This is a genomic window from Paenibacillus sp. FSL R7-0272, assembly GCF_037969905.1.
GTDB classification, from domain to species: Bacteria; Bacillota; Bacilli; order Paenibacillales; family Paenibacillaceae; genus Paenibacillus; species Paenibacillus polysaccharolyticus.
The window spans coordinates 5,091,088-5,118,058 of the sequence record NZ_CP150221.1; the positions used below are offsets into that span (position 1 = coordinate 5,091,088).

A 26,971-nucleotide genomic window follows, 5' to 3' on the forward strand; every position below is an offset into this window, starting at 1 on the left:
TACACCCTCTGCCGGTAAATTTTTAGTTGAACAGTTCCTGCAACAACGTATCATCATTTAACTTAACTTGTGATAACCTCATGCTCGGGGAATTCACCATTTGATCGAGAACTTGCTCAATCTGCTCAAAAAAATTCTGGATTGTATCTGTACAAAATTTATTGTGGTTATAATAGATTTCAAACAAGAGTTGATCATCATTATCGAACAAATAAATCAACAAATCTAATTTTGTTTTTTCATTCTGATCCATTTCATAACTACCAACCGTGATATCCATTCCCTTGGTTTGAAACTCATCCAAGTTGCAGAATCGAACATCAATCTCATTGTTCTGAAGTTTCGTCGTATGGGCATTTTGCCCGATAAGACATACGGAATATAACGACTTAATCTGGTCATGCATACCATACTGATCCTGCATAACCATATCAAAAGGATACTCTTGATTCGCGTATGCTCCAACACATGTATCTGCGACTCTTTGTAGAATATCTTGCATTGTTGGATTTCCAGATAACTCAGTACGCATAGCAACTGGATTAATGCATAAACCGATCATGCTTTCCAAGTCTGGATGTGTACGGCCAGAAAGAGTCGAACCTATCGTTATCAGAGTTTCATCCGTTACATGAGCCAGCCAGATTTTCAAAGCAGCGAGGACTGTAATAAAATTGGTAGTTCTCCCACTTAAAACGTTTAAATCATATATTTTTTTAGTCAATTCTGGTGTAAGAGTGTATCTGCACATCTCTGAGATCGTTTCCTGTTCTTTTATCTTCTCCTCAGAATCGCCTGGCAATTGAAGAACAGGGGCAGATCTGTGCAACTTCTCTTTCCAATATTCCCTCTGTTTCTCAACTCGTTTAGTTGTAATTTGCTTGTGCTGCCATAACGAAAAATCTGCATATTGACGAGGTTGAGCTATTTTATAGGGATCTTCTCCTCGGATTAAAGAGGAATATATTTTGAACAAGTCATTCAAAAAGGCATAATGGGACCAGCCATCATGGCCAATATGATGTACTGATAGCAAAAATATAAATTGTTGATCAGCTAAACGATATAATTTCAAACGGTAAAAGGATTCCAAGGTTAAATCAAATTCTGTAATTTTCTGTATCTGTGTATCTTCAGCAACACGCTCACGCTGTTCCTCATCTGAATAATGAGCCAGATCCACATACTCAAAGGGAAGCTTCAAAAGATGGTGAACTTTTTGATAGAATACTCCATCTACCTCGGTAATTGTGGTTCTCATGATTTCATGCCGCTCAATTAAGATGTTTACAGCCTGCTGAAAGTTCTCGATATGCAATTCATTTTTAAATTCATACAGATATACGTCGCCGTATGCATGCCCAGTAAACTGTGCCCTAAACCACACTCTCTCTTGAGCATTCGATAGAGGATAACAATGGGGTTCAAGTAATTTATTTTCATTTTCCGCCAAAAGTATATCTCTACTAGGAATAGGTGTATATTCTGTTTGATCGGAGCCTTCGCAATTTTCAATATATCTACTCATTGCACGAATGGTTGTAGAAACAAACAATTCACTTAAAGGGATAGATATATTAAATTCTTTATGAATTCTAGAGAAAATCGTTGTGGCTTGTAATGAATTCCCCCCGAGTTCAAAAAAACTATCGTGTACCCCAATCTTTCCAATGGATAAAATCTCTTTCCAAATTGCAGTTAATTTTTTTTCAGTAATCGACATATTTTCCGAATTTGAATCAACTGCTTGAAGGGAATCATCCTGTTTTGATATGGAGCTATCTAACGTATGCTCCTTAGAAACTAATGCCTTCATCCTGTGCTCTAACTCGTGTTCAATGATAATGTTTTCTAAATGCAGCTCTTCGTTTTCCGTGATACGGGAAACAAGTTCGTTAAAATAACTCACCCACAGATCTATCTCATTCTCCTGAACAAGCTGTGTATTGACATCTAATTCAAACCAAAGCTCTCCGTTTACGTCCATCACATTCATGAAGAGATCATATTTGGAGTATTGAATTGGAGTTGGAATGAGTTTAACATCCAGATCATGCAATTTTGTTTTTAAAATTGGCCTGTCCATGTTAAATAAAACATTTAATTCGGGTACATGATTAAAGTTTAATGAGTCAATGAACATAGAGAATGGAAACTTCTTCACGTCTTCTAGTTCCTTCATCACTTCTTTCAGGGACGCTAAATAATCCCTAAAAGAGCCTCCCTTGTTTACTTTACTGACCACCGGTAGAACGCTTGCGCAATTCCCAATCAAATTGTAATTTTGCATTTGTGCCTGACCAGACACAGGAATACCTATAGCAAGTTTTGAATAGCCTGTTAAACGATGTACAAAGACTTTATATACAGCAAATAAAGTAACAAAAAGACTATTTTGAGAGTGAATACTCAATTTTCTGAGTTTGTCAGTTACTGATTTTTCCAATTTAAGATGAATCCTTTTACCTTGATATTCTCTCTTTAACATGCCTTCAGTAATCGACGGAATGACAATACCTTTAACCGGTTCTACAAAGATTGATTTCCAATACTGCACTGCCTTGATATGTTCCAAAGTATTAACCTGCTTCTCACGCCAATCTAGATATTCTCTAAATTGACCCGGCGCAGGTAATTCAATGAGATCATGTTCATGGCTAGAGTACGCGCTATACAACTTATGAAGTTCGTCCACAACGACAGAAATAGACCAGCCATCCGCAATAATATGATGAAAAGACATAACAAAAATATGATGATCTTTTTCCATTTTAAGCAAATGGTACTTCGTCAGCGTAGAATCCGGACTAAGTTCCATCTGGTTCTCACTCTCTGTAACCATCCATTCCTTAAATACGAGATCTTTCGCTGTTCTTTGATCTGCTGTAAGATCTGTGGTTTGAATCTCTACATTTTTATATTTTAGGACCGTTTGTTGCTCTCCACTGTGGTCTATGACGGTTCGAAGGGCTTCATGTCTACTCGTTATGGTCTGGATCGCCTTCGTTAAGTTCTCCAGATCTATAGAACCCTTTAATTCCAGAGCTACTCTTTCAGTAAATGCAGCAGACTGATGCTGCCTGGCTTTGGAAGCAAACCATAATTGTTTTTGTTCACTTGTAACGGGGTAAACTTCGCTTTTTTTTTCAGCTTCCCTTAGTGGACTGTCTAGGCTAGGCTCGTGTTGAAAAAAAGTATTTCTTTTTAGCTCAAATATACTCATATAAACAGCGCGCACAATTTTATTTATGTCCTCTTCAGTATGTGCTGTTGATAAAAAACAGTTACGCCCCTCCCAAATGTATACACCGTTTTTGATCATCAGATAATAGAACAGTTCAATATCCACAAACGATACAAACCTGAAGAGTGATCCACAGTTGACCATATGAATAGGAATGTTTTCTTGTTTAAAGAACTCATTCAAAGTAAGCATTAGTTTATTAGTGCGTTCGTTTAATTCCCTCTGCAGACCCGGCCCTCTATCCTTTAAGTACTCTAACGTTTTTAATGCCGCCTTCATTGTTATCGGATGAGTACAGAATGTTCCGCCTACAAATGTTTTGATATTAGCATGTGGTGGATAGGAGTCATCTCCGAATTCCCAATATCCTCCATCAACTACATCCAAATATTTAGATTTTCCCGCAACGACACCGATCGGCATTCCACCGCCAACAACTTTTCCATAGACAGCGATATCAGCTTCGATGTCATACCATCCTTGGGAACCCCTCATATCAATCCGAAAACCCGTGATAACTTCATCAAAAATCAATGCTATATCAGACTGCTCTGTCAGGGTTCTGATCTCTTGGATAAAGGCCTTAGGTTGCAGATCGGGTCTGCGGCTCTGGATTGGTTCTACTACCACTGCAGCAATTTCATTTTTATATCGCTCTAAAACTTCTAATGCATGTGGGCTGTTATAATTCAGGATGAGAACATCCTTCAAGTAACTTTCAGGGATACCCGGGGCCATCGGCAATGCTTCTCCATCATCTGCATTCATATTGGCAACGCCCAGAACTCCGTCAAAGGTTCCATGATATGATCCAGAAAAGAGCGCTATTTTGGAACGTCCACTCTGTGCTCTAGCCAATCGGATAGCCACCATAATTGCTTCAGTTCCAGAATTATAAAAAGCAACCCTCTCACAGCCAGTTATCTCTCGTATTAACTCGGATACCTGACCTGCTATATTAGACATAGGCCCAAGAGGAGCGGGTTGACTGCTAATTTCATTTTTCAACTCATCTGTTATAAATGAGGGATTATGACCAAACAAATTCACGCCAAATCCCATCGTAAGATCAATGTATTCATTACCATCCAGATCCCATAGTCTCGAACCCATTGATTTTTCTGCAATCACGGGGTATACCATTTCTTTCATATATGAACGAAAACCTGAGGCATTTCGATTATTAGCATGTACTTTTCTATAAGTTTGTGTGTATTCTTTAGACTGCTTTGTTTTCTTTGTATATTCTTCGATGAAAGAATCCATAAAGTGCTGTTGCTCTTTAGACAGACCACTTTCGGAATTAATAACAATAGGTTGGAAAGGTACAAACACCTTTTGTTCGGGTTGCGGATCAGCATGAAGCGCAATATCCATATGCTCCTTATTATGTTCAATGCTTAATTCTCCGCGATCACTGTCGTTGTTCCTCGAAACAGATGGGGAAACATGTTCTACAGCACTGCCCTGTTCCATTCTCATTAGCTCTAGTTGTTGATTGAAAATCTCATTTAAATTTTTCTGGTGATTATTTAACAGATTAATTTGTTGTTCCATAATGCTTAAGAAGCTTGAATCAGTTGAGCGATTTGCCGATGCTGATCTAATACCATTTTTGGAGGTTAGGATTCGAGATGCTTCATTTGAGTCTTGAACATCATCTGATTCCAGCACTGGAGCATGTTCCGTAATATATTTATTTAACTTGTTCAAACTAGTAACGGATTCAAATAACAAATTTACGGGAATATCTACTGAGAATTGTTTCATGATACTGATTTTGACTTGATTCAACATAATAGAGTCTATACCCATCTCTAAAAAATGGGAGTCTGTGTCGATCTCATCCTTGGAGAATCCAGTTATTTTTTGAAATATTTCTTTAAGAAGGTCTCTATGATCCGCAGTATTTTTTAATGTTTTTTTCACACTTCGATCCTCCTCCACCATGCCCTCATTACGAACCGCTTCCTCTCTTGAAGTTTCAGTTCGTTCTATCCAGCATCTCTTTTTCATGAACGGATACACAGGTAGAGGCACTTTGTTTAGTTTGGAATCGCCTTTATACAAGTCGAAATTTGCACCTTGGACATAGCACTCACATAAAATTTCTATGTCTTTTTTGCTTATTGGAGTCTGAGTGTCATATTTGCCTAAGATCTCGTTTGCTTGTTGAGAAAAATCCTGAATACGTGATTGCTCATCCACATGCTCTTTTGGGATGAGTCCTCCTGAACTTAGAACTTCTGTTAGTTTCGATCTCAACTCTTCAAACGTGTGCGCAACGATACCGATCCGCAGTGGGAAATGAGTTCTACCTATATTAGCCGTATAACAAATTTCTTTTAGTGTGTAATTAACATTACATGAAAAAAATTCTGTGTATCTTCTTACCAATTCGTACAATGAATCATGAGTCTTGGCTGACAAGGTAAATAATTGATAGTCATCTTTTTCAGTGGGAATAGGTTGCTCCATCCGGTTGTATTCTTCAAGAACAACATGACAATTCGTACCACTAAACCCAAACGAACTTACACCACTGCGTCTAGGTACGTTGTTGGTTTGCCAATTTGTCAAAGTTGTCGGAACGTACAATGGAGTACTCAAGAAATGAATGTTACGGTTAGGTTTTTTAAAATGGGTTAATGGTGGTATTTCTTTATGCTGTAAACAAAGGATGGTTTTTATTAGACTAGCAATACCTGCTGCTTCATAAAGATGTCCAATGTTGGCCTTGACTGATCCAATTCCACAGAACTGTTTGTTGGAAGTATGTTTCTGGAACGCATGACTTATCGCGTTAATCTCTATTGGATCACCTAAAGGAGTCCCTGTGCCATGTGTTTCAATATAAGAAACGGTTTCTGGTTCAATCTCAGCGTTTTGCCATGCTTTTAAAATAAGATTCGTCTGAGATTCTGTATTAGGAGCAGTCATACCTACGGTTGCTCCATCTTGATTAATCGCACTTCCTTTGATCACTGCGTGGATATAATCCCCATCCTCAATCGCTTGCTCTAACGACTTTAATAAAATAGAGGCTACTCCTTCTCCAGTTCCTGTACCATCAGAATCATCATCGAAGCTTCTAGCTCGATCGTCTGAAGACTCCATACCAATTCCTGCTTTGATTGGAAGGAGAAGTGTCCTTACACCTCCAGCAATGGCCAGTTCACTCTCGCCTCGTATAATGCTTTCACATGCCATATGCACGGCTACTAGTGAAGAAGAGCAGGCCGTATCGATTGTTATTGCTGGCCCTTTAAAATTAAGTAAATATGAAATTCGACCTGATATGACGGATGAAAGGTTACCAACAGCATATTGTGCTACGGAGACGTTATCACTTTCCATTAATAATTGTTCATAGGTTTGGCCGATCTTTGACGCCCCTACAAATACACCAACTTGACGTCCAGATAGCTGCCCTCCTCCATATCCAGCATTTTCAAGGGTGTGCCAAGCCGTTTGTAAAAATAACCGTTGATTAGGATCCATAAGTTCCGCTTCTTTAGGTGTCATTCCAAAAAATGAATAATCAAATTTATCGATCTCTTCAAGAAACCCGCCCTCAACAAAAGTAAATTCGTCGTTCTTTCTATTTATAAATAGACGCGCATCCTTAGCTCTTTCATCACTTAAAGGGCTGATCGCATCTTGCCCTGTAGCAACTAATCTCCAATATTCATCTAAATCAGCCGCTCCAGCAAATTCACCTGACATTCCAATGATCGCAATGTCATTTTTCTTAAAGTGTGAGAGGTCATTAACTTCTTTTTGTCGTTTTGTTTTCGACTTAACGTCTATTTCCTGACTTTCAGTATCTAAGAGGTAATTCGCTAACTGATTAATTGTTGGATACGAGAAAAAGTCAGATGTCGGAATAACAATGTTTAATTCATCTTCTAATTGAGTAGCAATCTCCGTTAATTGTATAGAAGTTGCTCCTATTTCGAAGAAACGATCATGTTTGTTTACATCTTGGATCGACAATACATCTTTAAATATCTTTACAAGTTTCTTTTCCAATTCTTCAACATGTTCTTTGGGCCTTTGATTGGCTACTCGACTTTCCCCATCGACTGCTTCATTACTGGGTACAGATCGAGAATTGTACATGCCACTGGAATATTCGTCTGCTAACTTGTATCGCTGCACTTTCCCACTCGTCGTTTTAGGTAACTGTCGAACAGGCACCACATCTGAAATTTTCCATCCTGTCTGTTCATTGATATAACCCTTTAATTGAGTAGCATATGCTGAGAAATCTTTGGAAGAATCTTTATGCACCACAAAAAGAATGATTTGATCTTCATTTGTCGTTGTGTCGTAAACACCACATGCAGCCACTTTCCCGAGCTCAATATTTTCAAATCCTTCAGCGACTCTTTCTATATCATGTGGGTATACATTTTGACCATTAACAAAAATAATATCTTTATATCTTCCAATCACATACAATTTTCTATCTACAAAAAAACCTAAATCTCCTGTTCTAGTCCAGCCATCTAACGTTTTAAGTTTGAGGGTAGCTTCCTCATTACGATAGTAACCTTGGGTTACATTTTTCCCTTTTATTTGAATATGTCCATAAAACCGATCGGGGACTACAACATCATTATCATCTGTGATCCGCAAATCGCAGTTCTCAAAAACAGTACCTACATCAACAACTGATAAGCCTTCTTCTTGATCGTCAGTTACATGTATTGCGTTACCGATCGTTAGTGATTTTCTATGAAGTAACAGCGGCTCTGACGTTAATTTCCCTGCTGCAACCCCCACCGATGCTTCAGCTAGTCCATATGCTGCGAACATTGCGTCTGCTCTCAACTGATATGGGGCTAAACATTGCATAAAATTCATACTAACTTGATGCGCTATCGGCTCCGCTCCATTTAGAATAACTTTCAAACTCGATAGATCCCAATGCTCTGCATTTTCTTTTTTAAATTTGGAAAATAAATACTTAAGGCCAAAATTAGGAGAGCCAGTAAAGGTGATTTTATAATCGCTGATTTTTTTCATCCATAACATAGGACGGCGAATAAATGTTGAAGTAGCAATCAGATGTTGATTCAGGCCACTAACTAAAGGCAAGAGATGGTATACAATTAATCCCATATCATGTGTTAATGGCATCCATGATAACGTGGAATCTTTTGCTGTAATACCTAATTGAGTCGTAATATCTTTGATGTTATACATTAAATTCTGATGGGTTAAAACGACACCTTTAGGAGTCCCTGTTGATCCGGAAGAGAATTGGATAAATGCAATTTCTTCGCTTGTTCTAGATACACCAGAATGATGTTGATCATAAGCTTTTGAATCCTTGTCCTCATAAAACAACACCCTCTCATGCATACTCAGAGAATACGGATCAATTACCGATTTGGACAATAATCTATTCCATATCGATTGATCTGTGATTATGTATGGATTTTTGAGAGTTGCCCAAACTTCAAATAATTTTTTCCTATGCTCATTATTACCTCCTGTAGCCAAGGGAACAGGAATGATACCTCCGAGAATACATGCCCAGTAGGAGGTTACAAATCTGTTCATGTCCTTCTCTTCGAAATAAAGAACCAATTCATCCTCAACGCTTACCCCTCTGCTATTGAGGTATTCCAACGTATGAAGTGCCTCGAAGTACAGTTGTTTATAAGAAATGAATGTTGTATCGCTGTCTCCATTGATGAAGTTAATACCGCGATCTTCGATCTCACTAACTCTTTTCAAAGCCTCTATTAAAGAAGTAGGAAAATCCATTTCAACAACTCCCACTGTGATTTTATTTTATGCATTCTCTCTCAGCCATTTCGTTTTGAAGCTCTCTTGTTCTTCCGATGGAGTATGTTTTAAAGCAAATACCTCCAATATATATTGGATGATTTGTCTATCACGATTTGAATTGAGGGGATCATTGTTCTTCAAATCATTTATCTTTTGATAAACTTTTTGAATTTCAGCATAATTCGCATCAGTAGGGTTATAATTTTTCATCACCATACTGTGATTTAGTAATTGATTAATAGAAGAAAAAGAAAAATCATTTCTAGTCGTCACTGAATGATCCTTCTGTTTTTCCATTATCATTTTCACCTGATCAACGTCTTTACTTGTACAAAAGGATACATATGGGAAATGTTTCTTATCATCATCTATCATATTTCCTAACACTTTCCTCGGTCCGATTTCGACAAATGATGTTGCACCATATTTTACTATATTATCCATCGTATTTTTCCATCGGACTGGTTTAGTAATTTGTAGCACAAGCATTTTTCTCAACGTATTCACCGTGTGAGGAAGAGCATCTATATTTGATAGAACTGGGAAATCACCTTTGTTCACCTTTATATTATTTAATATATCAAACATGTTATTCGCCGCATCTTGCATCGTGTCGTTATGAAATGCACCTGAGTTATTAATCACTTTATAGTGGATATTTTTATCTTTAAGATAGTCTATAAACATCTCTGTAGCTTCGATCGTTCCTGAAAAAACCTTATTTGATTTTGAATTATGACATGCAAGGGTTAAATTTCTCCAACGTTTCCTTATACGATCATAAATTCCTTCTACGTCTGAATCATTGGAATGCATCACCGCAATCATTCGTCCAGGAAATTGTTCCGCAGCTGCTTGCATTAATTCGCCTCGTACTTTTACAATGTTTAAAGCTTCTTTGAAAGAGATGCATCCACTGCTGACCAGTGCGGCATATTCTCCTAAACTGTGACCAGCAGCTACAGAGGGACTCCATCCAATTTCTTGATGAAAAACTCGAAATGCTGCAATGCTGACAGCAAGAATCATAGGTTGTGCATCCCGAGTATTATCCAGATTAAAATCCGGTCTCCAGCACTTTGTTATATCCATCTTGATGATTTCACTTGCCTCATTAATAGTCTCGTTTGCTAGGGAAAATGATGAGCACAGTTCCTTTCCCATACCTATATATTGAGAGCCTTGACCTGGGAAAATTAAAGCTAATGACATCGTATCCTCCCTCTTTTCTTGAAAATCATTTCTACGTCTTATCCTGTTAATATAGAATGTATGATTTTAAGTGCATTTTTGATATCCGTAGAGTTAATCCCTGAATGCGTAACCATTCTTATTCTGTTCGTGCCTAGTTCTGCTAGATTTAATCCCCTTTTTGTTGCTTCTTCGATAAAAATCTCTGTTGTGAGTATGGATGCTTCAACACGAAAGAAGACAATATTTGTATCAACGTTATTCGTTTCTAAGATCACACCAGGTATACTAGCCAAGCCTTCGGCCAACATCCTTGCATGTTCATGATCCGCAGTTAATCTGTCCATGTATTCCTCTAAGGCAATTAACGCAGGAGCTGCTATAATTCCTGCTTGTCTCATACCTCCTCCCAACATTTTTCGAATTCGATAAACTTTATTGATAAACTCTTTTGAACCGGCAACCATAGAACCGATCGGAGAAGATAATCCTTTAGATAAACAAATTTGTACTGTGTCTGCGAATTTTGTAATTTCTCTCGGCGCTAACCCTAATGAAATTGCTGCGTTAAATAGTCTTGCTCCATCCATATGAACTGGTATCTTTTTCTTGATTGAAAAAGCACTCAACTCCTCGAGATACGATAGCGGCAAAACCTTTCCACCCATTCGATTATGCGAGTTTTCAATACAAATTAGTGATGGGAGCGCGAATTGAGGATCGTCTACATCCTTAGGAAATGCTTCCTCCAAGTCTTGGATACGCAGTGTCCCATCAGACATAGTGGGAATTTTTTCGTACATAATGCCTCCACATACGGATGCCCCTGCAGCTTCATAGATGTAGATATCACTTTCATCCCCCACGAGTATTTTTGATCCCCTAGCACAATGTGCCATAATCGATGACAAATTTGCCATAGTACCACTAGGCATCAATATAGAAGCTTCTTTTCCTAAGATTAAAGCCGTCTTCTCCTCCAGTTCTTTGACTGTAGGATCTTCACCGTACACATCGTCTCCAAGAGTTGCACTTTGTATAGCTTGCATCATCCTTGATGTAGGAAGGGTAAAGGTATCACTTCTAAATTCAATCATATTCTGCTCCTTATCCATTCGAGATTAATGTTCTTTGGCCAACGGGCAGTGGATCGACGGAATACGTTATCAACTGTTCAATTTGCTTTAACAATTGATTTACTTCCTCATAAGAATTGCCGGCAACAATAACGTGTCCAATTCTGTGCGAGAAATTTTCAGGTACCTGTACAGCATCCCCTTCATTTACATAGACAGAAATACTTTTCACCTCGGCCATCTCTTGAATTGGCTTCAGGTTATTAATGCTCCGCAAGACACCAGATTCCTTCACCGTTAGAAAATAGATTCCCGAAACTCCCAGATTCTCGTTCTTAAATTCCGGTTTTATACCCACAGAACAGAGAATCTGGCTATTCAACAAATCTATACCAGTAGCGTTTCTGACAAGCTCAGGTATCATACCCCCAGGCAATCGAGCATTCGTTTCGATAATATATGCCCCTCTATCGGTTAGTTTAATTTCAGTATGTGAGGCACCATATGTGAATTTAACGGCTTGAAGTGTGGAAGTGACCATATCTATAATGCGATGTTCCATTTCTTTAGATATTTTTGCCGGGAATATATGCGCATGTTCGACAAAGTAAGGGCTTCCAGTTACAGCTTTCTCCGTAATCCCAATGCACTCAGCGACACCATCCCATGAAAACATCTCAACACTAAATTCAGGCCCTTCGATGTACTCTTCTACGAGTACGGTTTGCACCGTTCTTTGACCACGTCCATTGAACTCCATTTTCAAAATTTTCAGAGCATGTTTCTCTAATTCTTCCCATGAAGAACACAGAAGTACATTATTGGACCCACTGTCATCTGCAACTTTACATACACAGGGAAATTCGATTTTTGATCGAAGTGAATATAACTCCGATTCTGATGTTATGATGTCGTATTCAGGTTGTTTTACATTGCACTTATTGAGTTTCTCTCGAAATAGAGCTTTATTCCGGCAAATATGTATTGAATCACGACTATTACCCTTAAGTTCAAAATATCCAGCAATTTCAGCAGCCGTTTCTAAGTAAAAATCACTTGTTGTCATAATTCCTGCTATGGATGGGATATTCTCTTTCATCAGAGCCTGATACAAACTCGCTTTATCATTTGTCTCAGCCGTTATAACAACACAAAGATCATGATTTAGATTACGATAAATATCTGGATTTCTAGCCATTAGTATAGGTTCATAATTTAAATCCCTTGCCTTTTGCAATGCCTGCATTCCCGTCCCTGTTGTATTTGATTCAATAAAAACAAGACATTTACTAAGCTGCTGATTCTTTCGAAGAGAAGTATATGACCATGAATCAGCGACCGTATTTAACTCGATATATTTAGGCTCCGTTTGTGTTCTACCTATAAATAAGTTGTTTTTTTCATAGTATTCTTGGTTATAGATACTGTTGGCATATCGGTCGCCCCGATCGGGAAAAATCGCAACGACATTACAGGATTCCTCTGCTTGTGATGCTAACCACTTGGCGACATGATAAGCAGAGCCAGAGCTGTTTCCTGCGAAAATTTGCTCTTGGTAAGCAAGTTGCAGGGTTGCATTAAAAGCTTCCTCATCAGTTAGCCAGTGGACTTCATCAATGATATTAAAATTGACATTTGGAGCTATTAAGCTGTTCCCTAATCCGCCCTGCAGCCGTCCTGGTTGATCCGGTTGACCGAAAATCACACTGCCAACCGCATCGACAGCAACTACCTTCAGATTCGGATTATATTTTTTTAACGTTTGAGCTGCTCCGGACAATGAACCCCCACTTCCTACAGAACCTACGAGAATATCTACTTTACCAATATCATTTACGATCTCCATCGCCATATCTTCATAAGCGTTAGGATTCTCCGGGTTTTCATATTGCCGTGGCCAAAAAGCATCAGGGTATTGCAATAGTAAAGAATTTAACATCTCCAGACGTGCTGATTGCCAACCTCCCTCTACCCCCATTTTCGATACAATATGAATCTTGCATCCCAAAGATTCTAACTTCGCATGGGTTACCCTATCTATACGAGGGTCTGTAACAATATGTACAGGATGTCCCATACAACGTCCGACCAGTGCAAGTCCACAAGCCATTGTTCCTGAAGAACTCTCGATAATAGGGGCACCTTCTTTTAACACGCCTGATTTCTTAGCACACTCAATGACTCTTTTGGCAACGCGATCTTTCATGCCAAATGGATTCATCAGTTCTAATTTTGCAAAACATTTTCCTGGATGCACTGGGGAGGCGTTCACTTTCAATTGAATCAGAGGTGTATTACCAATCATACCTACCATATTCTCAATCATAATTATCCCCCTGCTATTTTGTTTTTTACAAAAAACGTGCTAATTGTTTTTCCCGTTCTATTTGGGAGCTTAGGAGACTCGCTACTCTAGATTCCAAGTTATTTTTACATTGCGTCGTCTCTTCCAATTGATGCTCAATTCTTGTTTTCACCATGGATGGATTAGTAGATCCGTATGATGTTTTTAAATTCAGATTATTTTCCACATCAAAAGACAAAGAAAGTATTTCCGCTGGATTTTGAATACTAAATCCCTCTTCAGCGCATTTTTGTTCAAGAATATGCACATTGTAATCTTGGGGTGAAAGATTTAACCGCATGGCTTCCATAATATAGCGACCAGCTATAACTTGAGACTTTCTATAAGGAATGTTATCTCTAATCGTCAAAAAGTTAGCTAAACTGAATCCACCAAAATAATCCTTTTTACAAATGGATAACATTCTATCTTCTTTAAAATTCAGGTGTTGAATAACGAGTGTTAAGAGAGTGAGTATAGATTGGCTTGTGTGGGAGAGGTCTATGAAGTAAGTGCTACTTTCTTTTGAGGTTTCGACCAAATTAGAATATGGAGTATTTTTCTGTCCTAAAATAAAGTTGTTATGAAAAGCGGCTAAATGAGAACACTTTCCTCTGATTCGTTCCAAAATAGGGAAATTCTTTTTCTGAGGCATGGCAGAGGAAATACCTGATAGACTTCCAGGTAAGTCAATAAACTGAAATTCGCTGCTCCCCCATAACATAAGATCCGTAAGAAATCTTGAAATCAAAACGGAAAACACGGATAACTCAGCAGATATTTGTAGAACCCATTGTCTCGAGGCCACGGATCGTAAAGCATTGTTGTTTGTATCACTGAAGCCGAGTAAGCGAGCAAGTGCATCACGATCCCAGTTCAATTCCACCCCAGCCATTGCACCAGCTGCCAGCGGAGATTTATTGACATTGTCATACGTTTGTATCCAATTTTTATGTATTTGTATCAGTTCATCCAACATAGCGGAAAGGTAAAAACCTGGAGTAATAATCTGTGCGGATTGAAAATGAGTATATCCTGGCATCGGAGTGTCTGTATACTGCTTCGCTAAATTCAGTATTTCATCTATTAGGAAGCCCAGTTTTGTGATCAATTGTAGCAATTCCTGCCTAGCAAACATCAGTTGAGCGCATGCCTGAACGTCATTTCGACTCCTATCGGCATGCCAATAAGGAACTGGATCACTCAAAGAGCTTTCAACATTTTTTTCAATAGCAAACAGAATATCAGACATATTATTTTCAGGACTAGCAACTAATAGATCCTTGGTAATTGACGTTAAAATATTGTTGATTTCAGCACCCTGATTTTTACTAACACATTGCATTTTCACGTATTCTAACAACATAACTTGTTCAATTTGAATGTAGTACTGCAAAAGATGTTCTACTTCATAATTGAATTGTGGCTCTAAAATTTCATCATGCAATATTTCTTTAGGAAAATTGTCAATTCTACCCGTAAATGCATTGGACATCTCAAGCACCCCTTTGAATTTCTAGTTTCTATCCATTTTGGGACGTATATTAAATTCACAATTCGATCTAATATGCAAATGAACATTCAAAAATAGTAGGGATGTAGATCTATAGAACAGAGGCAGTTTCACAGTTCTGAGTGGGAGACAGATTCAATTATCTTAATATATATCAATAGATACTAATCATTCAAATAAAACTAATAATTTTATAATATAGATTAAATATACATTATTGATAGTTAGTTTTCAATAATAAACACCAAATTATTCTATTTAGTAACAATTAATTCCTTAATATTACTCGTGTTACCTGTATTGCATATGATATCGAAACTGAAGCGTCATCCTATACCAATAAATTATATATCATAATATTACATATAAGTAAAATAATCATAAAAATGAAAAATATATATAACCATAAACACCTCTTCCTAGATACTCCGTTGAATTATGATGTGCACATAGGAAATAGCCGCTTATCTACTCTTATAGATAGCGGCTATTTCCTGATATTATATGTTATTTTATAATTAGGCCATATGGATGGAAATCTTCACTAGTATCATTCTCTAGCATAATCAATCCTTCTTCCCTTCACCCACACCGTATCAATCTCCAAATCCTCATGCAGCAAAACGATATCTGCCTGTTTCCCCTTCGTCAGGGAACCCGTTCGATGGTCGATACCTAGCAAACGTGCTGGCGTCAAGCTGGCTGCTCTAGAAGCAGCGATCAGACTCAGCCCTACTTCCTGCACAAGATAACGGAATCCACGAACCATAGTCAACGTGCTTCCTGCCAGAGCGCCGCCTTCTTTCAAACGAGCTTCGCCGTTCTTCACAATAACGGGCAGATCACCGATCTTGTATTCGCCATCTTCCAGCCCTGCCGCTGACATCGCATCGGTAATCAGCACCAGCTGATCGTTGCCTTGTTTCAATTGAGCAAGGATCGAAATCGCGGCAGGATGCACATGAATACCATCGGCAATGACTTCGGCGCTAATACGCGGGTCACTCAGCACGGCTCCTGCTGTTCCCGGCTCACGGTGGTGTAGCGGTGTCATCGCGTTAAACGTATGCACGGCATGATGCAATCCGGCCTCCACTGCGCGTTGTACGTCATCGTAAGTTGCATCTGTGTGACCGAGCGCAGCCGTGATCCGCTGTTCCCGTAGCCAGGAGATGACCTCCAGTGCACCTTCACGTTCTGGTGCCAACGTCACCTGACGGATGAGACCGGGATATTGCTTTTCCCACCCTTGTAGCCAGCTAACGTCAGGAAGCACGATATGATCCGGATTTTGTGCCCCAGGCCACTTTGGACTAAAAAAAGGTCCCTCCAAATGCACGCCTTCCAGCTGAGCGTACGGCATTTCATCCGAACGGTAGCGATTTACTTCAGCCAAAACATGATCCAGACGTTCCTTCGGAGCCGTCATCGATGTCGCCAGCATCGCGGTCGTCCCCTGTGAACTATGAAATGAAGTGATCTTGTCCAATACGTCAGGACTGGCATCCATGAAATCTTCCCCGTTACCACCATGGACATGGATATCGATAAAACCAGGCACAATTAAGCCTTTCCCTTTGGCAGGAATCGCTCCCGCTTCTTGCCGAAGGGATTCAGGCAGACCTTCCGGTATGCCGGCATATACGATTTTCCCAGCGCGCCAGGCAATCAAACCGTCTTCCAGCAGCTCATCGGCAAGCAATAGTCTGCCGCGGAGCAAGGTTATGCTTTTCTCACCTTCAGCCTCACTGACTTTAGGATTAGATTCGGTCATCTAACCAGCCTCCCTGCCGCTCGATCCAGTAATACAACCACGTTCGGATGACATTGCAGCAGAGATGCAGGACAGGATGTGGTAATCGGACCCATGAACGCTTCGCGAATAATCTCCGCCTTCTCTTCTCCACGGGCAATGAGCAGGATCTGTTTTGCTTTTAAAATCGAACCGACCCCCATCGTAATCGCTTGCGCCGGAACTTCCTCGATGCTGTCAAAAAAGCGGGCGTTCGCCTTTCTGGTCTCTTCCTTCAGACCCACCACATGGGTGCGCCCCGTCAATTCCGTTCCAGGTTCATTAAAACCGATATGGCCGTTATGTCCGATCCCGAGCAGTTGCAGATCCACAGGCCCACGATCCTCCAAACGTAGCTCGTAATTCACACATTCTTCCTCCAAATCTATTGCCTCGCCATTCGGCACATTCGTGCGGGATAGATCGATGTCGATATGATTAAACAGCTGCTCATTCATAAAACTGCGGTAACTTTCACGATGCTCTGTAGGCAACCCTACGTATTCATCCAAGTTAAACGAAGAGGCCTGCGCAAAGCTCACCAAACCTTTTTGATAGAGCGTAATTAACTGTTTATAAATACCTACAGGTGAACTACCTGTTGCAAGTCCGAGTACGGCACGAGGTTTCGTTTGCAGCAAGCTGGCGATCAAGCCTGCACCTGTTGCGTTCAAATCTTCTTCATTTTCAAAAATACGAATATTCATCTGTCAAGCACCTCCGGTGTGATGGAAACGATAGGACTGCACATTGTGATACGACTGCTCAAGTTTAGGTATAAATTGATCAAAATCTGCACTGACCATGCCTGTGAACAAAATATCAATCACATGTAGCAACGCAATGCGTGAAGCCATGTCCCCGCGCCGCATTCCTTCTTCGAGAGAAGATGTAAAAAGCGGGATATCCGATACGGCAGCGAGTGAGTTACTGCCATATGACGTCAGCGAGATGGTGGAAGCTCCAGCCTCTTTGGCACAGGTCAAGGCATCGATCGTCTCTGGTGTTTCACCTGAATACGATACGGCCAGCGCCACATCTCCTTGCCCAAGCGAGGAAGCGGATGTAATCTGCATATGGGAATCGGAAAAGGCAGTACAGCTTTTGCCGATCCGCACCAGCTTTTGGTAAAAATCCTGTGTAACAATGGACGAAGTCGCCACACCGTACAGGTCAATACGCCGGGCCTGGCACAACAGCTGCACCACTTGTTCCAGCCTGCCCAAATCCAGCAACCGTGTGGTATCCGCAATAGATGCGAGATGATTCGCTTCAATCGCCTCGACGATTTTGGATAACGGGTTGCCCGCAACAATATCCTGATAAGCTGTTTCATTCGGTGCGTGCGACAGCTCGGCGGCGAGTTTCATTTTGAGATCGGGAAAACCTTTGAAATGAAATGATTTGCAAAAACGAGTCACGGTCGCCGCGCTTGTCCCGCTCTGTTCAGCCAACTGGTTAATGGTCATCCCCGGCACGTCCGATGGCGATTGAATAATCACCTCAGCGATTCGTCTCTCCTGAGAGGGCAAATTGTGCAATTCTTGCTTCAATGCATGTAAGATGGCTGCCATAAGCACCTCTTTAATATGAAAATTATTTTTATTATTTTATAGTTTAAAAAGAAAATAATTTTTATATTCTTATTTTAAGCAAGGCGCTCTGGCAAAGCAAGAGGATTTTCGCTGGAGTTGATATAAGTCCATTATGTTAATCAATCAGGCTTAGTCACATCTTCAGTTCATTTGAAGTTTTCACACAGTCTGCTAAAGTTAATCGTATGTAATTTAACAACAACAGAACAAATGGATGAGTCTATATGTGTTGATACTTTCAAGGATATAAAAAGGGGAACTGCTCATGAATCGTAGACAGCGTAATAAAATCGTCCCAAACGTCTGGATCATTGCCGCCAAGCGTAGTGACACCGCCCACAATTACTTAGCTCTCTATGCCATTGACTGGAAACGAGGAGCCCGCTTGAGCTGGGAAGGTTGGACACGTTACGAAGATTTTTTGCAATTTCGTGTGCCGCTCAAACGAAAAGTGGCGGGACGCGCCAACTCATCACAGCCTGCCGCTAAAATCGTCAAAAAGGCATTGTTTTTGCATTTAAATGAGGCACAGTATAAGGAGTTAGAGCAGTTATTTTATCAGCCGTTTTCGAGGAAAAGATGGAAGGTTTTTTTCAGAAGCATAAGCAGGCTCCACTAAAGTGATCAAGAGGTGGATTGGGATTGTAGCTTCCTTTTAACATTGGAGGATTATGTTATACATAGATCATCAGTTTCATAGCGAGGTGAAGCCAGTGAAATGGGAGGACATTACTGAATTGCATCCAGGTCGTTTTGTGCTAGTTGAGGCAATTAAGGCGAGTTCCAATAATCAGCTACGTCAGTTGGAGGACATGTCAGTTATTCAAGACTATGATGACCCTCAAAAGGCATGGAGTGGGTATAAAGAGATGCATAAACTTCACCCCTCACGCGAGTTGTATGTTTTTCATACAAGTAGAAGCGATGTGGAAGTTGTTGAGGAGTTTTTCTCAGGAGTAAGGCAACGAACATGAAGCTAAAACTTATTAATGGCTTACCTATCATTTCCTTGACTGTAACTCATAATGAACGATCCATTGTTTTGAATAATATACTTTTCGATACAGGCTGTGCGGCAACTGTTTTTGATACCGATGCTTTAGAAACAATTGGCAGTGAAATTTTCTATGAGCAACAGGTTCCTGACTTTTTCATTGGACATATTGAATTAGCTGATTTCCCTCTTCAACTTGGTTCAATTCGAGAGCCCTATGGCTTTGACGGAATTATTGGTATTGATTTCATGATGAGAGCCAAATGTAAAGTTGATTTTGAATCCATGAGTATAGCGTTTGAAAAGTAGCTGTATTCGTTAAAAAACAAACATAAAAGCCTTTCCCCATGCTTCATACTGAAGGATAGAGAAAGGCTTTTGTGTTACCCTCATTTTTAACTGTAATTCGCAGGCTAAATCTTAAGTTCTCCGAGCTTGATTAGCTCTACAACTGCCTGCGAACGACCCTTAACATTGAGTTTCTGCATCACATTGGAGATATGGTTACGCACCGTTTTCTCGCTGATGAATAACTGCCCTGCGATGTCACGCGTTGTTTTGTCCTGAACCAGCAATTCGAATACTTCGCGTTCACGGTGGGTTAACAAAAATTTGCTTTTATGATGATCGATACCCTTCAATGTTCACCCCTCCTTGCTCGGGTTGTGTTGGTGTAACAAGGTTAAGGGGATACAGTCAACTCATCTTATGTCAGATCAAGGGCGTTGGTTCAGTTTTATAAGAAAAATGGGCAGGTGGATGGGCAGTTCAGGTGGGTCAGCACATAACAATCCATTTAAGCAATCATTGCTTGCTCCATTTTCATTGTGAAAGAACAAGTGAATTCTGTATGCTTGCAGTATTTCAAATTCGTGCTTACTCTTTTATTCATTTTCTTCACTAGAGAACCGATATACCTAAAACAACTTGTATTACAATTGATAGCGTTCAATAAAAGGAGCCACACATTAATGGACATTATCCAAGCACTAATTGAAAGCATGCCTTATTTTCGGTTAGCCATCCGACAAGATGTGACCTTATCCTTAATTGATCGAGAGAAATATCTGTACTTCTCTTCAGGAGAATCGCTGAAGGAACTGAAATTTAAGACGGGAGATCCACTCCCTGAAGCTAATCGGAATTTTGCAGATCTGCAAAACGGCACAACAACGACATACAGTCACTTTCCGAAGGAGGTATTTGGCATCCCCTTTGATGTTGCTTTCATCCCTGTCAAAAACGTCGCTAACGAGATTGTCGCAGTATTTACCCTCGTATATAGCATGGAAGACCAGGATAAGCTACAGCAGCTAATGAACATCGTTGAAGGACTAACCAGCCAACTGGTGGACAGTGTGCAGCATGTTGCAGCTCATTCGGAAGAGCTGAGCGCTACCTCCGAAGAGATGTTAGGCAATACGAAAAAAGCTGTTCAGACTTCTGGCGGTGTAACTCAGGTTGCCGGATTTATTCGTGAGATCTCCGAGCAAACGAACTTACTGGGCCTTAATGCGGCCATTGAAGCCGCACGTGTCGGGGATGCAGGAGCCGGTTTTGGGGTAGTTGCCAAGGAAATTCGCAAACTGTCTGTTGATACTAAAAACGCCACTAACGAAATTGAGAAGTCCTTACTGACAGTGAGACAGTCCATCCAATTGTTAGATAACGACCTTGGCGAAATTACGGCAAGTTCACAGGAACAGGCTGAGCTCGTCAGCGAATTTATGGAAACGATTAACCACTTGAACGCAACGACCAAAGAGTTAAAGAAATTCATGCATAAATTAATTAGCATTCATGAATCTTAATAGATATTTAGTGTTTTTGGCCAAGTAATGTACTTATGTAGAAACAAATGTGCCTTTGCAGTGGATAGACATCTTCTGCAAAGGCACATTTGTTCATTTCACTGTTTTACCGAGTCACACGGTTCATCATGCCGCCATCATTATGGTTACGATTCATTAGACCATCGTGATTACGATTCATAACGCCATCACCCAGGATACCGTCACGGTTATGGGTATCACCTGCGTTCGTTGGGAAAATGCGCTCCACCATCGACTGGAACGTATCAATCATACCGCTGACTGGCTTACCATTGCGCAGATCAGTTGCATAGTTCTCCACCTGGCCTACGAAATCGGGGTTAGCAGACACATATACGTTCTCCACGTTTGGTGCAAACTGCTTGATTTTGGCTGAAATTTTACCTTTGATTTCCTCAGGTGTGTTGTCATCCGAACTGTCCATCATACGTGGACGCTCGCTTCTTGTGCCATACTGACTTTCGTTCATTGGGCGGGCTTTGCCACTATCCGTCAAACCGCGCATCATACCGATTGTTCCCGTGCCCATCGTGCCATAGATGCCGCGATCATTGCCCATATGGCTACGGTCAGTTGCTGTACCCGTATTAAGTCCCGGAGCGATTCCGCTTGTACTGTATGGGGAATTTGTGCCCGAACCGCCATGAACGCGCATACCGCCCATATCCTCATTCATCAAGCCACCACGCATCGTATCGCTGGCATGGTTACGCATGGTGCCATTCAGACGACTGCCCGGTTGACCAATCGATTTGCTACCCAGCTTGCCTGCATGCCCATGAGCCAGACGCACAGCAACATAAGCATTACGGTCCGTTAACATGACGTGAGCTGACTCGACTTCCTTCATTTCAGTAATGCGCTTTGCCAGTTCATCGCTGGATCTCAGGTCTGTGACATTGTGCATCCGGTAACTTCTTGCACGGATGCCGTCCATGCCGTTGGTTTCAACGCCGTAACGATTGATACCATGGGCTTGTTCACGAACACTTTGGGTATTCATGTTATTATCGCGATTTCCACAACCCGTCAAGCCGGCCATTACAAAAATTGCAGTAGATAATGATAACGTAATCGCTTTTGCCTTTTTGACTGTTGGCATGTAATGTTCATCCTCCAATGTGGTTGGTTTGGTTCACATAGATAGGATGCTCGTATGAAGTTACCGATATGCTGAAAGGATATGGCACTTTAACCTGCCAAGCTGACTCATTTTTATAGGTTTATGTATTTAACTCTGTACTTTTCCCCATGCAAAATAAAAAACAGCAGTGTTGCATATATAGCAACACTGCTCTGTTCTAACTTACCTCACTTCTTCGAAGATGTCTGGGACGTTGCAGGCTCCGAAGACACTGTGGAAGTTTTGAGTTTTTCCGCAACCTTCTCCATTTCTTTCAAACTAGCCGCATCCATCGTATAGGCCCACCCTTCATCCGGAGTGATCACCCAGATGGTATCTGGCTCGGAAGAGGTCGTCAGCAACCGATATACCGTAGTCGTCTCTTTCCCGTTTACCTGTTGCTGGGCTGACAAAGTGGATCGAGGAATCGCATCTTTTAATTCGGACGCCTTACGAACGTCATCGGCGGTAGTCAAATTTTTAATTTGACCGATCAGCGATATCGCATCTTCTGCCTTAATGGATTTTCCATTGATGGTCCACGTATGTTCAGACGCCGTATCCCCTTCTGCTGATGCCTTCAACATCCAGCTCGATTCTTCGCCTTCCCATTCCAGCGTACGCACATTAGATTCATCCATATTAAATGGAGTTGTATCCAGCAGTTGGCGGCGTGTGAGAGCAATGTTGGTCACCGCATCATTTTTCACAGCAACCACCGCTCCCGAATTCACCCGAACGTAATGTGCATCCCCCGCAGGTAACTGGCTACCAATAGCAAGTTTGAATTCACGCCCGTCTTTCACTTTGATATCCAGACGTGTAGCCGCAGTGCCCAAGCCGTACTTCTCAACATCCTTTGGCGACTCTTCGACAACCATCTCCTGGTCAGCACTACTCATCGCATCGAGCCAACTACCAACACTGTACTCATTAAGAGGATAGTTCTTCGGCTCAGTCATATGCCAGATGCCGTCCTTTAGTTCTAACGTTGACACAGCATCTGAATCTGTACCTGTTCCGGACTTATCTTCAGTCCCCTCATGCAGTGTAATCGCCTGAATATCTGCTGATGATATACCAAGAAGTTTGGCCTGCACGGTCTCTTCTTCTCGAAAATAATTCTGATTGGCCGCATACACCCAGCCTGCAATCAATATAACAACGACCACCAACGTTGGTATTAATTTTTTCATACCCGTTTGCGCCTCCACCATAAGAGTACACCGATGATCACAAAGATAAGCGGGAATGCCACAATCGCTACAAAAAAGATCGTTCTGGCCTGCTGACCATTCAGATACGCTATCTCATAACCAGCCTGTACGCGTGGACGAATCGTCAGACCGTCTTGTTTTTCACTCAAATAATTCACGGTATTCAAAATGAAATCCCGATTGCCGCCACTCGCAATTTCCGAATCCTGCATGAAAATGGACGACCCCAGAATGACGGCTTTGGGTTTGCCATCCAACGTATCCGCGGCATAACCGAGTTCGACAGGGCCCTGGATGTCCACCTCCTTGTCATTGTTCGTTTCATTTTGCAGCAAACCGCTAATATTGGTCTCTCCGTAACTTTCATTGGAGGAATGCATTAACGGAGACAGCTTGTATTTGTCCTGCTCCTTGCTGGTTAGTGCAATCGACAGAGACAGCATCGGGTACAGTTTGTTCTGAGCAAGCTTGTCTGTGATCGCATGACTTCCGTACTCAGGGGACACCCACAGCGGGCCCATTGTACTGGCTTGATTGTTATCCACCATAACTGCATGCTCATCAACTACACCGTAGTCAGCGATCAATGCATCGATATTTTTCCAACTGGACTTCATATCTTCTGCAAAACCGAGGGATAATAACAGCTTACCTCCACTGCTCATATATGTCCGTACGGCCTTAAGCTCAGCATCACTCAGATCACGCTGTGGCCCAATAATAGCGAGTACATCGGCATCCTCAGGTACTTTGCCAGCCTGATTCAGTTGCAACTCCTCTGTTGTGACATTATTCTGTTCCAGTGAAGAGCGTAAAGTGCCCATCTGATCCAGACTTAGTTCTTCATGTCCGGTCAGGAATACCATTTTTTTCGTCTCCGTAGAGGAAAGGTTCATCAGTGCCTGTGTTAATTTCTCCTCACCCGTAAACTGGTAAGACCCGTCGCTACCGTCCCCGTTTGCAGTGAACAAGCTGGCAATATCGATGACCTTATGCCGGTCTCCCTGCTCCAGCACAATCGAGCTGCCCGTGATCCCGTATTTGGAGGCAAGCGCTGGTTCCTGCGTCAAGTTATACTGTTTCATTTTCAGCTTACTGCTGCGTTTAGTATATTCTTCAACCATATCCGCCACTTCGCGGTTCAGGACGGTATTGTTTGCATTTTCAACCGTTAACACGAGAATGTTGACATCATCTTTGACATTTTTGATCGCCGTTAGGGACTGGTCGGATAGTGTATATTGTTTATTCGAGGTCAGGTCGAGCTGGAAGCCGCCAAGCGAATTCAGGAACAGGGTTAGCAAAATAAAGATGCCAATCACCGCGACGGACAAGACGGTACTGTTGGTATGACTTAACCATTTTTTCATCTTCTCACCTCCACCGCTTCCGTTCCACGATTTGAATACTTAACAATAAAAACACACCCGTAAGTGTGACATAGTATAGAACATCCGGTCCGCTCAGCACACCTTTGGTAAAGTTGTCAAAGTGCTTTGTCAGCGCAAACGGATCAAGCCATTTCTGTAAAATGGACCCCGTATTACCTGCGAATGAATCAAGCATCCACAAAACGAGCAACATAATAAAACCCGCCACCGCAGACACCATCTGATGCTGAGACAACGTGGAAGCAAACACTCCAATCGCCATCATGCTGGCGCCGAGGAAGAACAAACCAAGTGCAGACAACCAGACGGATGTCAGATCCAGCTTCCCGTAGAAAGACATGATGAATGGATACACTAGACTGCACAGAATGAGCACGAGCAAAATGGCCAGTGAAGCCAAATATTTTCCGAAAATAATCTCGGTCACTCGTGTCGGTGAAGTCAACAGTAGCTCGTCTGTTCCCTGCCTGAACTCCTCTGCAACGAGTCGCATCGTTAACAATGGCACGACAAAAAGTAGCATGGACAATGTATCACCCAAGACCAGGCGATAGTCTACAATGCTCGGCTGAACATATACAAAGCTGGAGTAAAACAACAGACTCGTCATCAGCACGTATACGGCAAAAACAAAATAAGAGGTTGGTGACAGGAAATACGCCTGTAGCTCCTTGTTACAGATTGCCAGCATTCTTCTCATTGGCTTCCCTCCTCTGAACCCGTATTTGAGACCTTGGGATCAGATACGTCCTGCGCGTCTGCAGCATCGTAGTTTTCTGGTTCGGACGTTGTTAACTTCAGGAATATTTGCTCCAAGCTCAGGTTTTCACGTTTCATCTCCAGAATTGGCAAACCTGCACCCGATAACAGATAAAACAGCTCTTCCCGGAAATCCTCGGACGTTTCCCCGGTGAGCCTTACGTGAACAGTAGAAGCTAGATGAGATGCTGTTTCTACTGTATCTGGTGTACCGGTTGTCTCTGCTACTGAAGCCGCTGTATGATCTTCCCCTGCTAGTTCACTTGCTGTTGCTTCTGTGTTACCTTTAGAGGATGAAGACAACGAAGACGTTGATGATAATGGAATAACTTCACTTTTTGCCTTCTCCCAAGGATTCAGCACCTGTAGCAGTTCTTGCTCCGTTGCTTTGACTTCAAGGGACACTTTGAAACGCTCTCCCACTGCAGACCCAAGTTCCTGCGGAGATCCATCGAGCACAAGCCTCCCTTGATTAATAATCAGCATTCGGTTACATAGTGTGCTTACCTCAGGCAAAATATGCGTGCTAAGTAATACGGTATGATTTTCACCCAGTTCCCGAATCAAATCTCTAATCTCGATAATTTGGTTCGGATCAAGTCCAGAGGTAGGTTCATCCAGCACCAGCAGGTCTGGCTTATGTATGATCGCTCCTGCTAATCCCAGCCGCTGTTTATAACCTTTGGATAATCCGCGCACCAGTTGTTTTTCCCTGCCCTGCAATCCCAGCCTGCTGACCATCTCACTAATCCGAAGTTTGACCTCACGCGCCGGAACATCCCTCAGATTAGCGACAAATTTAAGATATGACTGCACCGTCATATCCGGATAAAGCGGCGGCGTTTCTGGAAGATACCCAATCTTCGAGCGAACACTACGCCCCTGATCATGGACCGATACACCATCGACCAGAACTGAACCTTCTGTTGGATGCAGATATCCTGTAATCATTCGCATCGTCGTCGTTTTGCCAGCACCATTGGGTCCCAGAAATCCAACGATCTCGCCTCGCTCCATGGTGAAGTCCAATTGGTGCACACCGCGTTGGCCCTCGTACACTTTGCTCACCTGTCTCACTTCGAGCACGTCCTTCATCCT

General features: G+C 41.6%; 18 protein-coding genes and 1 pseudogene. 4 read left to right on the plus strand and 15 right to left on the minus strand.

Annotation, left to right across the window (positions count from 1 at the left end; translation table 11 throughout):
* Positions 1 to 22: 22 nt before the first annotated feature.
* The 9 genes and pseudogenes from MKY23_RS22465 to MKY23_RS22505 all read right to left on the minus strand — a co-directional run bounded on the left by MKY23_RS22465 (position 23) and on the right by MKY23_RS22505 (position 18,536).
* Positions 23 to 9,022 carry an aminotransferase class III-fold pyridoxal phosphate-dependent enzyme gene (locus MKY23_RS22465; protein WP_339832340.1) on the minus strand — a complete coding sequence of 3,000 codons (9,000 nt, stop codon included), beginning with the start codon at positions 9,020 to 9,022 and terminating at the stop codon, positions 23 to 25.
* Between the two features lie 27 nt (positions 9,023 to 9,049).
* On the minus strand, positions 9,050 to 10,258 hold the full coding sequence (locus tag MKY23_RS22470) for an ACP S-malonyltransferase (protein WP_339832342.1): 1,209 nt from the start codon (positions 10,256 to 10,258) through the stop codon (positions 9,050 to 9,052).
* 38 nt (positions 10,259 to 10,296) lie between these two features.
* Positions 10,297 to 11,334, minus strand: a complete 1,038-nt coding sequence (locus tag MKY23_RS22475; protein WP_154959627.1) for a GntG family PLP-dependent aldolase — start codon at positions 11,332 to 11,334, stop codon at positions 10,297 to 10,299.
* Between the two features lie 10 nt (positions 11,335 to 11,344).
* Positions 11,345 to 12,559 carry an ATP-grasp domain-containing protein gene (locus MKY23_RS22480; RefSeq protein ID WP_222592236.1) on the minus strand — a complete coding sequence of 405 codons (1,215 nt, stop codon included), beginning with the start codon at positions 12,557 to 12,559 and terminating at the stop codon, positions 11,345 to 11,347.
* Between the two features lie 63 nt (positions 12,560 to 12,622).
* A pseudogene (locus MKY23_RS22485) lies at positions 12,623 to 13,627 on the minus strand (cysteine synthase family protein); the annotation flags it as partial.
* A gap of 37 nt (positions 13,628 to 13,664) precedes the next feature.
* Positions 13,665 to 15,152, minus strand: a complete 1,488-nt coding sequence (locus tag MKY23_RS22490; RefSeq protein WP_339832348.1) for a lyase family protein — start codon at positions 15,150 to 15,152, stop codon at positions 13,665 to 13,667.
* A 568-nt stretch (positions 15,153 to 15,720) separates the two neighbouring features.
* On the minus strand, positions 15,721 to 16,944 hold the full coding sequence (nagA, locus tag MKY23_RS22495; protein WP_339832350.1) for an N-acetylglucosamine-6-phosphate deacetylase: 1,224 nt from the start codon (positions 16,942 to 16,944) through the stop codon (positions 15,721 to 15,723).
* The gene (gene nagB, locus MKY23_RS22500) at positions 16,941 to 17,669 is read right to left on the minus strand and encodes a glucosamine-6-phosphate deaminase (protein WP_221790761.1); all 729 of its coding nucleotides are present in this window, start codon (positions 17,667 to 17,669) and stop codon (positions 16,941 to 16,943) included. Before nagB ends, nagA begins: the two co-directional genes overlap by 4 nt.
* 3 nt (positions 17,670 to 17,672) lie before the next feature.
* Positions 17,673 to 18,536, minus strand: coding sequence for a MurR/RpiR family transcriptional regulator (locus MKY23_RS22505; RefSeq protein ID WP_221790764.1), 864 nt, complete (start codon positions 18,534 to 18,536; stop codon positions 17,673 to 17,675).
* Positions 18,537 to 18,822: 286 nt separating this feature from the next.
* Here MKY23_RS22505 and MKY23_RS22510 point away from each other — a divergent pair, with 286 nt between their 5' ends.
* The 3 genes from MKY23_RS22510 to MKY23_RS22520 are packed head-to-tail and all read left to right on the plus strand — an operon-like array spanning position 18,823 to position 19,860.
* On the plus strand, positions 18,823 to 19,176 hold the full coding sequence (locus tag MKY23_RS22510; RefSeq protein WP_221790766.1) for a hypothetical protein: 354 nt from the start codon (positions 18,823 to 18,825) through the stop codon (positions 19,174 to 19,176).
* 52 nt (positions 19,177 to 19,228) lie between these two features.
* A complete protein-coding gene (locus tag MKY23_RS22515) occupies positions 19,229 to 19,531 on the plus strand; it encodes a hypothetical protein (RefSeq protein ID WP_260511110.1) in 303 nt (100 codons plus the stop codon).
* The gene (locus MKY23_RS22520; RefSeq protein ID WP_339832357.1) at positions 19,528 to 19,860 is read left to right on the plus strand and encodes a hypothetical protein; all 333 of its coding nucleotides are present in this window, start codon (positions 19,528 to 19,530) and stop codon (positions 19,858 to 19,860) included. The genes MKY23_RS22515 and MKY23_RS22520 overlap by 4 nt, the downstream gene beginning before the upstream one ends.
* 104 nt (positions 19,861 to 19,964) lie before the next feature.
* On the opposite strand, the gene MKY23_RS22525 is transcribed toward MKY23_RS22520, so the two are convergent.
* Positions 19,965 to 20,192, minus strand: coding sequence for a helix-turn-helix transcriptional regulator (locus MKY23_RS22525; RefSeq protein WP_090919235.1), 228 nt, complete (start codon positions 20,190 to 20,192; stop codon positions 19,965 to 19,967).
* 330 nt (positions 20,193 to 20,522) lie between these two features.
* On the opposite strand from MKY23_RS22525, the gene MKY23_RS22530 reads away from it, so the two are divergent.
* Positions 20,523 to 21,362, plus strand: a complete 840-nt coding sequence (locus MKY23_RS22530; protein ID WP_336121964.1) for a methyl-accepting chemotaxis protein — start codon at positions 20,523 to 20,525, stop codon at positions 21,360 to 21,362.
* 106 nt (positions 21,363 to 21,468) lie between these two features.
* On the opposite strand, the gene MKY23_RS22535 is transcribed toward MKY23_RS22530, so the two are convergent.
* From MKY23_RS22535 to MKY23_RS22555, 5 genes are all read right to left on the minus strand, one after another.
* A complete protein-coding gene (locus MKY23_RS22535; RefSeq protein ID WP_339832359.1) occupies positions 21,469 to 22,485 on the minus strand; it encodes a YhcN/YlaJ family sporulation lipoprotein in 1,017 nt (338 codons plus the stop codon).
* A gap of 209 nt (positions 22,486 to 22,694) precedes the next feature.
* Positions 22,695 to 23,702 (minus strand): DUF4340 domain-containing protein, encoded by a 1,008-nt coding sequence (locus MKY23_RS22540; protein WP_186811752.1) that lies wholly within the window; start codon positions 23,700 to 23,702, stop codon positions 22,695 to 22,697.
* A complete protein-coding gene (locus MKY23_RS22545) occupies positions 23,699 to 25,093 on the minus strand; it encodes a GldG family protein (protein WP_154959637.1) in 1,395 nt (464 codons plus the stop codon). The genes MKY23_RS22540 and MKY23_RS22545 overlap by 4 nt, the downstream gene beginning before the upstream one ends.
* 4 nt (positions 25,094 to 25,097) lie before the next feature.
* On the minus strand, positions 25,098 to 25,814 hold the full coding sequence (locus MKY23_RS22550) for an ABC transporter permease subunit (protein WP_154959638.1): 717 nt from the start codon (positions 25,812 to 25,814) through the stop codon (positions 25,098 to 25,100).
* Entirely contained in the window at positions 25,811 to 26,959 is a 1,149-nt protein-coding gene (locus tag MKY23_RS22555; protein WP_339832364.1) for an ABC transporter ATP-binding protein, read from the minus strand. The genes MKY23_RS22550 and MKY23_RS22555 overlap by 4 nt, the downstream gene beginning before the upstream one ends.
* Between the last annotated feature and the right edge of the window lie 12 nt (positions 26,960 to 26,971).

Excerpts from the sequence above, each read along its gene's own strand:
- MKY23_RS22465 (WP_339832340.1), bottom strand. The coding sequence starts at position 9,022 with ATGGATTTTCCTACTTCTTTAATAGAGGCTTTGAAAAGAGTTAGTGAG.
- MKY23_RS22470 (WP_339832342.1), bottom strand. The coding sequence starts at position 10,258 with ATGTCATTAGCTTTAATTTTCCCAGGTCAAGGCTCTCAATATATAGGT.
- MKY23_RS22475 (WP_154959627.1), bottom strand. The coding sequence starts at position 11,334 with ATGATTGAATTTAGAAGTGATACCTTTACCCTTCCTACATCAAGGATG.
- MKY23_RS22480 (WP_222592236.1), bottom strand. The coding sequence starts at position 12,559 with ATGCAGGCATTGCAAAAGGCAAGGGATTTAAATTATGAACCTATACTA.
- MKY23_RS22490 (WP_339832348.1), bottom strand. The coding sequence starts at position 15,152 with ATGTCCAATGCATTTACGGGTAGAATTGACAATTTTCCTAAAGAAATA.
- nagA (WP_339832350.1), bottom strand. The coding sequence starts at position 16,944 with ATGACCGAATCTAATCCTAAAGTCAGTGAGGCTGAAGGTGAGAAAAGC.
- nagB (WP_221790761.1), bottom strand. The coding sequence starts at position 17,669 with ATGAATATTCGTATTTTTGAAAATGAAGAAGATTTGAACGCAACAGGT.
- MKY23_RS22505 (WP_221790764.1), bottom strand. The coding sequence starts at position 18,536 with ATGGCAGCCATCTTACATGCATTGAAGCAAGAATTGCACAATTTGCCC.
- MKY23_RS22510 (WP_221790766.1), top strand. The coding sequence starts at position 18,823 with ATGAATCGTAGACAGCGTAATAAAATCGTCCCAAACGTCTGGATCATT.
- MKY23_RS22515 (WP_260511110.1), top strand. The coding sequence starts at position 19,229 with ATGTTATACATAGATCATCAGTTTCATAGCGAGGTGAAGCCAGTGAAA.
- MKY23_RS22520 (WP_339832357.1), top strand. The coding sequence starts at position 19,528 with ATGAAGCTAAAACTTATTAATGGCTTACCTATCATTTCCTTGACTGTA.
- MKY23_RS22530 (WP_336121964.1), top strand. The coding sequence starts at position 20,523 with ATGGACATTATCCAAGCACTAATTGAAAGCATGCCTTATTTTCGGTTA.
- MKY23_RS22535 (WP_339832359.1), bottom strand. The coding sequence starts at position 22,485 with ATGCCAACAGTCAAAAAGGCAAAAGCGATTACGTTATCATTATCTACT.
- MKY23_RS22540 (WP_186811752.1), bottom strand. The coding sequence starts at position 23,702 with ATGAAAAAATTAATACCAACGTTGGTGGTCGTTGTTATATTGATTGCA.
- MKY23_RS22545 (WP_154959637.1), bottom strand. The coding sequence starts at position 25,093 with ATGAAAAAATGGTTAAGTCATACCAACAGTACCGTCTTGTCCGTCGCG.
- MKY23_RS22550 (WP_154959638.1), bottom strand. The coding sequence starts at position 25,814 with ATGAGAAGAATGCTGGCAATCTGTAACAAGGAGCTACAGGCGTATTTC.